The 10,626-nt window shown below is 73.4% G+C and carries 10 protein-coding genes and 1 tRNA gene; 7 read left to right on the forward strand and 4 right to left on the reverse strand.

Features of this window, described 5'->3' with window-relative positions:
- Positions 1–96: 96 nt before the first annotated feature.
- Genes FHL80_RS17380 through sp36 form a run of 3 tightly spaced genes read right to left on the reverse strand, consistent with a single transcriptional unit; the run spans position 97 to position 1,543 of the window.
- A complete protein-coding gene (locus tag FHL80_RS17380; RefSeq protein WP_138734634.1) occupies positions 97–903 on the reverse strand; it encodes an NUDIX hydrolase in 807 nt (268 codons plus the stop codon).
- Complete coding sequence (locus tag FHL80_RS17385; protein ID WP_138734635.1) at positions 900–1,370, reverse strand: RidA family protein; 471 nt, start codon at positions 1,368–1,370, stop codon at positions 900–902. The genes FHL80_RS17380 and FHL80_RS17385 overlap by 4 nt, the downstream gene beginning before the upstream one ends.
- On the reverse strand, positions 1,370–1,543 hold the full coding sequence (gene sp36, locus FHL80_RS25655; RefSeq protein WP_014738663.1) for a Sp36 family protein: 174 nt from the start codon (positions 1,541–1,543) through the stop codon (positions 1,370–1,372). The genes FHL80_RS17385 and sp36 overlap by 1 nt, the downstream gene beginning before the upstream one ends.
- Positions 1,544–1,663: 120 nt before the next feature.
- Between sp36 and bagA the strand changes: the two genes are divergently transcribed.
- From bagA to FHL80_RS17400, 3 genes are all read left to right on the forward strand, one after another.
- Positions 1,664–2,665, forward strand: a complete 1,002-nt coding sequence (gene bagA, locus FHL80_RS17390; RefSeq protein ID WP_246078756.1) for an ATPase BagA — start codon at positions 1,664–1,666, stop codon at positions 2,663–2,665.
- Positions 2,662–3,876: an ATPase BagB gene (gene bagB / locus FHL80_RS17395; RefSeq protein ID WP_138734636.1), complete on the forward strand. Its 1,215-nt coding sequence runs from the start codon at positions 2,662–2,664 to the stop codon at positions 3,874–3,876. The genes bagA and bagB overlap by 4 nt, the downstream gene beginning before the upstream one ends.
- A 102-nt stretch (positions 3,877–3,978) precedes the next feature.
- Complete coding sequence (locus FHL80_RS17400) at positions 3,979–6,360, forward strand: transglycosylase domain-containing protein (RefSeq protein ID WP_138734637.1); 2,382 nt, start codon at positions 3,979–3,981, stop codon at positions 6,358–6,360.
- A gap of 56 nt (positions 6,361–6,416) precedes the next feature.
- Here the strand turns inward: FHL80_RS17400 and FHL80_RS17405 are convergent, their stop codons facing one another.
- Positions 6,417–6,869, reverse strand: coding sequence for a GatB/YqeY domain-containing protein (locus FHL80_RS17405; RefSeq protein WP_138734638.1), 453 nt, complete (start codon positions 6,867–6,869; stop codon positions 6,417–6,419).
- A 66-nt stretch (positions 6,870–6,935) separates the two neighbouring features.
- Between FHL80_RS17405 and FHL80_RS17410 the strand changes: the two genes are divergently transcribed.
- From FHL80_RS17410 to FHL80_RS17425, 4 genes are all read left to right on the forward strand, one after another.
- Positions 6,936–7,850, forward strand: coding sequence for a metallophosphoesterase (locus FHL80_RS17410; protein WP_138734639.1), 915 nt, complete (start codon positions 6,936–6,938; stop codon positions 7,848–7,850).
- Positions 7,851–7,938: 88 nt separating this feature from the next.
- Positions 7,939–8,012, forward strand: a tRNA-Pro gene (locus FHL80_RS17415).
- 104 nt (positions 8,013–8,116) lie between these two features.
- The gene (locus FHL80_RS17420) at positions 8,117–9,508 is read left to right on the forward strand and encodes a hemolysin family protein (protein WP_246078757.1); all 1,392 of its coding nucleotides are present in this window, start codon (positions 8,117–8,119) and stop codon (positions 9,506–9,508) included.
- Complete coding sequence (locus tag FHL80_RS17425; protein WP_138734640.1) at positions 9,505–10,584, forward strand: hemolysin family protein; 1,080 nt, start codon at positions 9,505–9,507, stop codon at positions 10,582–10,584. The genes FHL80_RS17420 and FHL80_RS17425 overlap by 4 nt, the downstream gene beginning before the upstream one ends.
- Positions 10,585–10,626: the final 42 nt, after the last annotated feature.

Consider the following 10,626-nt stretch of genomic DNA (forward strand, 5'->3'; position numbering starts at 1 on the left):
GACCCGGGACGGGGCCCGGAGGGTCCCTCCCGGGGACACGGCCAACGGCTCAACGCACCTCGCACCGGCTCCTGGCCGCGGTGTGGTCCGTCAGGATCACGCAGGCAATGGCACGACCATCCGGATGCGGGTGCCATCGGGCAGCACGGCGTAGTTGCCGTCGGGTGTCTGCTCGAAGGTCGGGCTGATCGGCTCCAGCGGAGCGGGCGGTGAGCCGGCGAGCGCGGCCGCGACGTCCGGGAAGGGCGCGAGCTGGCCGAGGGTGTGGATGGTCGGCGGCAGCATCGGCCGGCTCCCGCCGGCGTGCTCCTGCAGCGCTGCGGCGGGCGTCGTCCACACCGCCTCGTCGGCCTCACCGGACACGTCGCGCGCCTCCTGCCCGGCGGGCAGCAGCGCGGCGAAGAACTTGGTGTCGTACCGCCGCCGTTCCGGGGGCGGGGTGATCCAGTGCGCGAAGGGACGCAGCAGGTCCGCCCGCAGCGCGAGACCACGGCCGGCGAGCAGCTCGGCGAGGGAGAGCTCGCGGGCCAGCAGGGCCTGGCGCTGGGCCTCCCAGTCGTCGCCGGAGACGTCCGGGACGACGCCCGACCCGTCCACCGGTCCGGCCAGCAGGACGCCGGCCTCCTCGAAGGTCTCCCGGACGGCGGCGCACACCAGCTCGCGGGCCAGCCGCTCGTCGCAGCCGAACGCAGCGGCCCAGTCGGATGGCGGGGGCCCGACCCAGGCCAGGTCGGTGTCCCCGTCGCGGTCGTCGACGCCGCCACCGGGGTAGGCGCTCATCCCGCCGGCGAAGGGCATGCCCTTGGTGCGGCGGAGCAGGTAGACCTCCAGGCCCACCGCGCCGTCGCGCAGCAGCAGCACGGTGGCCGCCTGCCGGACGGGCGTCGGAGCCGGCCTGCTCACCTCAGCTCGACGGTGAGCTCGACCTCGACGGGGGCGTTCATCGGCAGCTCGGCGACGCCGATGGCGCTGCGGGCGTGCTTGCCGGCCTCACCGAACACCCGGCCGAGGAACTCGCTCGCCCCGTTGACCACCCGCGGCTGGGCGCTGAAGCCCTCGGCGCTGGCGACGTAGCCGACCACCCGGATGACCCGGGCGATCGAGTCCAGCCCGACCAGGTCGTCGACGGCGGCGAGCGCGTTGAGCGCGCAGACCTTGGCGTCGGCGGCGGCGTCCTCGATGTCGACGGTGCCACCGACCTTGCCGGTGCGGCGCAGTCCGCCGTCGACGAAGGGCAGCTGGCCGGAGGTGAAGACCAGCTGGCCGCTGCGGATGGCGGGCACGTAGGCCGCCACCGGGGCGGCGACCGGGGGCAGCCGGACGCCGAGTTCGGCGAGCCGGGCGGTCCAGCTCTGCGCGGGCTGCGTCATCAGCTCGTCGGGCGCTTGAGGTAGGCCACCAGCTGGTCGCCGCCACCGGGACCCGAGAGCACGGTCACCAGCTCCCACCCGTCGACGCCCCAGGAGTCCAGGATCGCCTTGGTGTTGTGGATCAGCAGCGGGATGGTCGCGTACTCCCACGTGCGGCGGGCCGATTCGGTCATGACCCGACGCTAGCGCAGCCGGCCTGGCGACATGGTGGAACGGCCCCCTCGCAGGGGCCCGCCGCGAGCGGAGCGAGCGGTGGGGGGCGAGGGGGTCCTTCCACTCGTAGGCTCGCAGGGGTGACCCCTGCACCCGGAGAGCCGCTGCCCGTGCGGTGCCACGTCGTGACCGGCAAGGGCGGGACCGGGAAGACCACGGTCGCCGCCGCGCTGGCCCTGTCCCTCGCCGCCGACGGCCGGCACGTGCTGCTCGTCGAGACCGAGGGCCGGCAGGGCATCGCCCAGCTGTTCGACACCCCGCCGCTGCCCTACGAGGAGCGCCGGGTCGCCGTCGCCCGGGGCGGCGGTGAGGTGAAGGCCCTGGCCATCGACGTCGAGGCCGCCTTCCTCGAGTACCTGGACATGTTCTACAACCTCAAGCGGGCCGGCCGGGCGCTGCGCAAGATGGGCGCCATCGACTTCGCCACGGCCATCGCACCCGGCCTGCGCGACGTGCTGCTGACCGGGAAGATCAAGGAGGCGGTCACCCGTCGCCACGACGGCCGGTTCGTCTACGACGCCGTCGTCGTCGACGCCCCGCCGACCGGTCGGATCACCCGGTTCCTCAACGTGACCGGTGAGGTCGCCGGGCTGGCCCGCTCCGGGCCGATCAAGGCGCAGAGCGACGGGGTGATGGCGGTGTTCCGGTCCGGGACGACGGCGGTGCACCTGGTGACCCTGCTGGAGGACATGCCCGTGCAGGAGACCGCCGACGCGATCGCCGACCTGACCGCGGCCCGGCTGCCGGTCGGGTCGGTGATCGTCAACATGGCGGCCGAGCCGCTGCTGCCGGCGGCCAGCCTCAGCCGCACCGCCGAGGGCCGGCTCACCGGCGCGGACCTGCTGCCCGCGCTCACCGCGGCCTCGGTGCACGGTGCCGCGGAGGTCGCCGACGGGCTCGCCGCCGAGGCGGTCGAGCACGCGCAGCGCTGGGTGGCGCAGGACGCGCTGCGCGGGGACGTGGAGGCGCTGGGCCGGCCGGTGGTGGAGCTGCCGCTGTCGGTCACCCCGATCGACCTGGGCACGCTGTTCGAGCTGGCCGAACGGCTCGAGGCCCTGCTGGCCACCGAGGCCGCCGCGTGACCGCGCCCCGACGGCCGGCGGTGGCGCCGTCCCTGGACCTCGCCGCCCTGGTGGCGGACCCGGAGAGCCGGATCATCGTGTGCTGCGGCTCCGGCGGGGTGGGCAAGACGACGACCTCGGCGGCGCTGGCCCTGGCGGCGGCCGAGGCCGGCCGGCAGGTCGTCGTGCTCACCATCGACCCTGCGCGCCGGCTGGCCCAGTCGCTGGGCCTGGTGGAGCTGGACAACGAGCCGCGGGTGGTCGAGACGCCCGGTGCCCCGGGCGAGCTCTCGGCGATGATGCTGGACATGAAGCGGACGTTCGACGACGTCGTGTCCGCGCACTCGACGCCCGAGCGCGCCGAGACGATCTTCGCCAACCCCTTCTACCAGGCGCTGTCCTCGTCCTTCGCCGGGACGCAGGAGTACATGGCGATGGAGAAGCTCGGGCAGCTGCGGAGCAGCGACCGCTGGGACCTGATCATCGTCGACACCCCGCCGTCCCGGTCGGCGCTGGACTTCCTGGACGCACCGAACCGGATGAGCCGGTTCCTCGACGGCACCATGATCCGGCTGCTCACCGCGCCGGCCCGGGCCGGGGGGCGGGCCGGGGTGCGGATCGTCGGCGTCGGCTTCTCGATCTTCACCCGGATCATCAGCAAGATCCTGGGCGGCCAGCTGCTGGGCGACATCTCCGCGTTCGTCTCCGCCCTGGACACCATGTTCGGCGGCTTCCGTGAGCGCGCGACGGCGACGTACGAGCTGCTCCGCCAGCCGGGGACGTCGTTCGTCGTGGTCGCCGCCCCGGAGCCGGACGCCCTGCGCGAGGCGTCCTACTTCGTGGACCGGCTGTCCACCGAGGGGATGCCCCTCGCCGGCCTGGTCATCAACCGCACCCACCCGCCGGCGACGACGGCGCTGACGGCGACCCGCGCCGAGGCCGCCGCCGAGGCGGTCGCCGAGGCCGGCGGCAAGGGCGCGAAACTGGCCGCCGGGGCGCTGCGGGTGCACGCCGAGCGGATGACGCTGGCCACCCGGGAGCAGCGGCTCGCCGACCGGTTCACCAGCGCGCACCCCGAGGTGGAGGTGCGCACCGTGCCGGCCGCCGCCGGCGACGTGCACGACCTCGAGGGGCTGCGGGCGATGGGCGAGGCGCTGCTGGCCGCCGAGGACGACACCGGCACGGGCACCCCGCGCAGCCGCGTCCTGCCGCTCCGGCCGCAGGCGGGCTGAGCCGCCTCCCGCGAGAGGCTCGCGCGCGACCCGCCCGGGCCACCGCGCGTCGGGCGTCGAGGCGGGGCGCCCGGGCCCGCCGAACAGGTACCTTGGCCTGCGATGTCCGAGTCTGCGCTCCTCCGTCGCAATGCCCTGGTGAAGCTGGCCGGGGCGATCGTCGTGGCCGGTCTGCTGGTCGCCGCCATGCTGCTGCCCTTCGTCGGCGGGACCGGGCTGGTGGCCCGGAACTCCTCGACGCTGCTCGACGCGCTGCCGGTCGAGCTGACCGACAAGACGCCCAGCGGGAACACCAAGGTGCTGGCCGTCGACGGGTCGGAGATCACCGAGTTCTTCGCGAACAACCGCACGCCGGTGACGCCGGACCAGATCTCCGACGTCATGAAGCAGGCGATCGTCGACATCGAGGACTCGCGCTTCTACGAGCACAACGGCCTGGACGTGCAGGGCACGCTGCGCGCGCTGGCGAAGAACGTCGCCGCCGGCGGTGTCGAGGAGGGCGGCTCGACGCTGACCCAGCAGCTGGTCAAGCAGACGCTGCTGCAGACGGCGTCCACCCCGGAGGAGCAGCAGGCGGCCACCGCGCAGACCGTGGGCCGCAAGCTCAAGGAGGCCCGGCTGGCGCTGGCCCTGGAGCAGACCTACTCCAAGGACGAGATCCTCACCCGCTACCTCAACATCGCCTACTTCGGTGAGGGCGCCTACGGCATCCAGGCCGCCGCGCAGAAGTACTTCAGCGTCGACGCCGCCGACCTGACGCTCCCGCAGGCCTCGGTGCTCGCCGGCCTGGTGCAGAGCCCGACCAACGACGACCCGATCGTCAACCCCGACGCCGGCCAGAAGCGGCGCAACCAGGTGCTGCAGCGCATGCACGACCTCGGGCACATCACCGACCAGGAGCTGGCCGACGTCTCGGCCACCCCGATCCCCATCGCCGAGGGCGGCAGCCCGCCCAACGGCTGCATCGACGCCACGGTCGGCGGGTTCTTCTGCGACTACATGTACAACTACCTGACCGGCACCCTCGGGATCAGCGCGGACGCGATCAAGACCGGCGGCTGGACCATCCAGACGACGCTGCGCCCGGACATCCAGACCTCCGGTGACCAGGCCGTGCTGAACACCCTCCCGATGGGCGGCGGCAACGACCTGGCCGGCGTGTTCACCGCCGTCGAGCCCGGCACCGGGCACGTGCTGGCGATGAGCGTCAACCGCCGCTACGGCTGCGACGCCTACGAGTGCGAGTCGGTCAACCTGAACACCGCGACCAGTGCCGGCGCCGGGTCGACCTACAAGGTCTTCACCGCCGCCGCCGCGCTCGCCCAGGGCTTCGGCTCGCACTACACGATCACCACCCCGCAGCCCTACAGCTCCAAGGTGTTCAAGAAGAACGGCGGGACGACCGGCGCCCCGTACACGGTCAGCAACGTCGGCGACAACTACCCGGACACGATGGACATGACCGCGGCCCTGGTCGAGTCCTCCAACACCTACTTCGTGGGCCTGGAGGACGCGCTGGGCAGCGTCGAGCCGCCGGTGCGCACCGCGCAGGCCATGGGGTTGCACTCCATCGACGCCACCGCCGACCAGATCATCGCCGAGAAGCGCGGCTCGTTCACCCTCGGCGTCGACGCGACCAGCCCGCTGTACCTGGCCAGCGCGTACTCCACCCTGGCCGCCAACGGCACCCAGTGCGAGCCGACGCCCGTGATCTCGATCGTGGACTCGACGGGCGAGCCGGTCACCAAGGACGACGGCACGCCCTACGTCAGCGGGAACACCTGCAAGGAGAACGCCATCCCGGCCGGCGTGGCGACCACGCTGAACCAGATGATGATCGGCGACACCGTCACCGGCACCGCGACCCGGGCGGCCATCCCCGGCCACCAGATCGCCGGCAAGACCGGCACCATCCAGGACAACAAGTCGGCGACGTTCGTGGGCTCGACGCCGAAGTACACGGTCAGCGTGATGGTCTTCAACCCGAAGTCGCAGCAGGACGTCGGCGGCTACGGCGGCAACAAGCCCGCGACGATCTACCACGACGCGATGCTGCCGATCCTGTCCAAGGAGCCCTCGGTGCCCTTCCCGCCGGCCGACCCGCTCGTGGTCTCCGGCAACCGGCCGACCGTCCCCAGCTGCTCCTCGGTCAGCTCCTGCCAGGACGCGCTCACCCAGGCGGGCTTCCGGCCGGTCGTCTCCGAGGTGAGCAGCTCCCGCTCCTCGGGCAGCTTCCTCGGCACCAGCCCCCGCTCGGGCACCCAGGCCACCGTCGGCCAGGTCGTCACGATCCAGGTGAGCAACGGGTCCGGCTACCGCACCCCCTCACCGACCACCCGGCCGCGGTACACGCCGACGCCGGAGAGCTCGACGCCCAGCACCCCTGATCCCCCGGCGCAGGACTCGCCGCCGGCCGACCAGCAGCCCGGCGCCCCGGAGTTCACCATGCCGGACTGGAACGGCGACGGAGACCCGGGCCCCTGAGGCCCCGTTCAGGGGCCCGCGCTGAGCCTGCGAAGCGTGGGGGGGAACGGGGTCCTTCACGCCAGCTGTCGGCGCACCTCAGCCGCGACGCGGCCGCCCTCGGCCCGGCCGGCCACCGCGCCCTGCACCGCGCCCATGACCTTGCCCATGTCCCTCATCCCCGATGCCCCGGTGCGGGTGACGACGTCGGCGACGATCGCGGCCAGGTCGGCGTCGGCCAGCTGGGCCGGCAGGTAGGCGGCGATCACGCCCTCCTCCGCCCGCTCCCGCTCGGCCTGCTCGGCGCGCCCGGCGTCGGCGAAGGCCTCGGCCGCCTCACGGCGCTTCTTCGCCTCCCGGCGGAGCACCACCATCACGTCGTCGTCGCTGAGCTGACGGGCCTCCTTGCCGGCCACCTCCTCGGCGGAGACGGCGGAGAGCACCATCCTCAGGGTGGCGGTGCTCAGCTCGTCGCGGCCCTTCATCGCGGTGGTCAGGTCGGTACGGAGTCGGTCCTTCAGTCCAGGCACGCCGGAGAGCCTGCCACCTCCGCCCGCACCGGGACGACGGAGTTCCCGCGCCCGTAGGCTCGCAGGATGCGTGCGAGAACCGCCGTCCCTGCTGCTGTGGTGGCCTCCGGTGCCGCCACGGTGGCCTACGCGAGCCTCATCGAGCGCAGCCGGTGGACGCTGCGCCGGTTCGACGTCCCCGTCCTGCCACCGGGCTCGGCCCCGCTGACCGTGCTGCAGCTGTCGGACCTGCACATGACCGCAGGGCAGCGCAGCAAGCAGGAGTGGGTGGCCGGGCTGGCCGACCTGCAGCCCGACCTGGTCCTCACGACCGGCGACAACCTCGCCGGGATGGACGCCGTCCCGCCGACGCTCCGCGCGCTGGACCCGCTGATGGAGCTCCCCGGCGCGTTCGTGCTGGCCAGCAACGACTACTACGCGCCCCGGCCGAAGAACCCGCTCAAGTACTTCAAGACCGACCACGAGCGGGTGCTCGGCGACGTCCTCCCCTGGCGCGACCTGCGGGACGGCATGACCGCCCGCGGCTGGCTCGACCTGACCAACGCCACGGGCACGCTCACGGTGGCCGGGACGCGGATCGCCTTCGCCGGTCTGGACGACCCGCACCTGCAGCTGGACCGCTACGACGACGTCGCCGGGCCCGCCGACCCCGACGCCGACCTGCGGGTCGGCCTGGTGCACTCCCCTGAGCCGCGGGTGCTCGACCGGTTCACCGCCGACGGCTACGACCTGCTGCTCTGCGGGCACACCCACGGCGGCCAGCTGCGGGTGCCCTTCTACGGCGCCCTGGTCACCAACTGCGGCATCGACCGGCAGCACGTCCGCTGGCTGCACCGCTGGGCGCAACCCTCCCCCGGGCAACCGAACGGCACCTGGCTGCACGTCTCCGCCGGACTGGGCACCAGCCCCTACGCCCCGTACCGGCTGGCCTGCCCGCCGGAGGCGACGCTGCTGACCCTCACCGCCCGGGCCGCCTGCTGAAGGACCCACTCGCCCCCCGGCACTCGCGAGCCCGTACCGGGCCCCTGCGAGGGGGCCAGGGGCGTCGGTTACAGTTGTCGACGCACCTCGGGGTGTGGCGCAGCTTGGTAGCGCGCGTCGTTCGGGACGACGAGGCCGCAGGTTCAAATCCTGTCACCCCGACTCGCCACTCAGGGACCGCCACCGGCGGTCCCTGAGTCGTTCCAGGGGTTGTGCTCTTGGGCACTGCCGTTTCCGCCCGCTGCGCCGCGGGCACCCCATCCAGGATGACCGAGTGGCTGCTCCTCCTGGCGGCCGTGCTGTTGACCGCGTTCACCGGGTTCTTCGTCGCGGCCGAGTTCTCCTTCACCTCCGTGGACCGCGGCCAGGCCGAGCGCGCCGCTGCCGCGGGTGACAAGAGCGCCGAGGGGGTCGTCCGCGCGCTCCGCGGGCTGTCCACCGAGCTGTCCGCGGCCCAGCTGGGGATCACGATCACCACGCTCGTGGTCGGCTTCCTCGCCGAACCGGCGCTGGGCGGGCTGCTCGAGCCGGTGCTCGACGCGATCGGGCTGCCCGAGGGCGCGACCGCTCCGATCGCCGTCGCCCTGGGCATCGCGCTGGCCACGTTCCTGCAGATGATCCTGGGCGAGCTTGGCCCGAAGAACCTGGCCATCGCCCGGCCGCTGCGCACCGCCTCCCTGGTCGCGCCGGGCATGCGCGCGTTCACCCTGGTGACCGGCCCGGTCGTGCACGCCCTGCAGGCGCTGGCCAACGGGATCGTCCGCCGGTTGGGCTTCGAGCCCAAGGAGGAGCTGGACGACACCCGGGACGCCGAGGGCCTGGCCGCGGTCGCCCGGCGGTCGGCCGAGGAGGGCGACCTGTCGCCCGTCGCGGCCCGGCTGCTGAGCCGGTCGCTGGGGCTGCGGCAGAAGCTCGCCACCGACGTGATGACCCCGCGGACCCGGCTGTGGACGCTCAGCTCGGAGGCGACCGCCGCCGACGTCATCGACGCCGCCATCCGGTCGGGCAACTCCCGCTTCCCGGTCTACGGCTCCGACCTCGACGAGGTCACCGGCGTGGTGCACGTCAAGAACGCGGTCTCGGTCCCCGAGCCGGAGCGGCTGGAGCGCACCGCCGGGGAGCTGGCCGAGCCGGTGCTCGCCGTCCCGTCGTCCCTGCACCTGGACCCCCTGCTGGACCTGCTGCGCGAGCAGGGCCTGCAGCTGGCCCTCGTCGTCGACGAGTGGGGTGCCACGCACGGCATCGTGACGCTGGAGGACATCGTCGAGGAGCTGGTCGGCGAGATCACCGACGAGACCGACCGGCCGCTGCGCCAGCTGCGCCGGGACGGCGGGGACTGGGTGCTCTCCGGGCTGCTGCGCCCGGACGAGGTCCGCGAGCGCACCGACATCCCGGTTCCCGAGGGCCGCTACGAGACCGTCGCCGGCTTCGTGCTGGAGCGGCTGGCGCACCTGCCCGAGGAGGGCGAGTCGGTGGAGGTGGAGGGCTGGCGGCTGACCGTCGCCGGGGTCGAGGGGCGCCGGGTGTCCCGGCTGCGCGCCACGCCGCAGCCGCTGGACGGCCATGTCGGCCAGCACGGCCCCGGCGACGTCCACCCGGCTGACCCGACGGAGGGCCATGTCGGCCACCATGGCCCCGCGATGGCGGCGTCGGCATGAGCGACGTGCTGAGCCTGCTCGTGCTGGTCGCGCTGCTGCTGGGCAACGCGTTCTTCGTCGCCGCCGAGTTCGCCCTGGTGTCCGCTCGCGCCGACCAGATCGAGCCGCGCGCCGAGGCCGGCTCCGTCCGCGCGCAGAAGACGCTGGCCGCGATGCGCAACGTCTCGCAGATGATGGCCGGCGCCCAGCTGGGCATCACGCTGTGCTCACTGGGGCTCGGCGCGGTCGGCGAACCGGCCGTCGCCCACCTGATCGAGGCGCCGCTGGAGGCCGTCGGCGCCCCCGAGGGGCTGCTGCACCCGGTCTCGCTGGTGATCGCCCTGTCGATCGTCACCGTGCTGCACATGGTGCTCGGCGAGATGGTGCCCAAGAACATCACCATCGCCGGCCCGGACCGCGCGGCGATCGTGCTCGGTCCCCCGCTGGCGGTGCTGGTGCGGGTGCTCAAGCCGTTCATCTGGTTCTTCAACGTCGTCGCCAACGGGTTCGTCCGGCTCTTCGGGGTCACCCCGACCGACGAGATCTCCGCCAGCTTCGACCACGACGAGATCCAGTCGATGATCACCCAGTCCCGTGAGGAGGGGCTGCTGGGGAGCGAGGTCAGCGAGCTGGCCACCGGCGCGCTGACCTTCGAGCAGCACGACGTCAGCTCGGTGCTGCTCTCCCCCGACTCGCTGGTCACCGTGCCGCGCTCGTCCACACCGCGCGAGCTGGAGGGCGTCGTCGCCGAGCACGGGTACAGCCGCTACCCGATGCGCCTGGAGGACGGCTCGCTCTCCGGCTACGTCCACGTCAAGGACGTGCTGGGCACCGGACCGACCTCGCGTGACAAGCCGGTGCCCGACCAGGCGGTCAAGGACTTCGTCGAGCTGACCCCGGCCGAGCCGCTGCCCGAGGTGCTGCAGGAGATGCGCCGGTCCGGCTCGCACCTGGGCCTGGTCCGCGACGGCGACCGGGTCCTCGGGCTGGTGGCGCTGGAGGACGTGCTGGAGCAGCTCATCGGGGACGTGCGCGGTGCCGACGTCAGCGGCCCGGTGACCGGCGCGCAGGCGGGTGCCGGCGCAGGAGGACGATGACCGGGTGACAGCCGAGCCGATCGACGTCCCCCCTGCCCCCTC

Source organism: Modestobacter excelsi (assembly GCF_005930495.1).
Classification (GTDB): Bacteria; Actinomycetota; Actinomycetes; order Mycobacteriales; family Geodermatophilaceae; genus Modestobacter; species Modestobacter excelsi.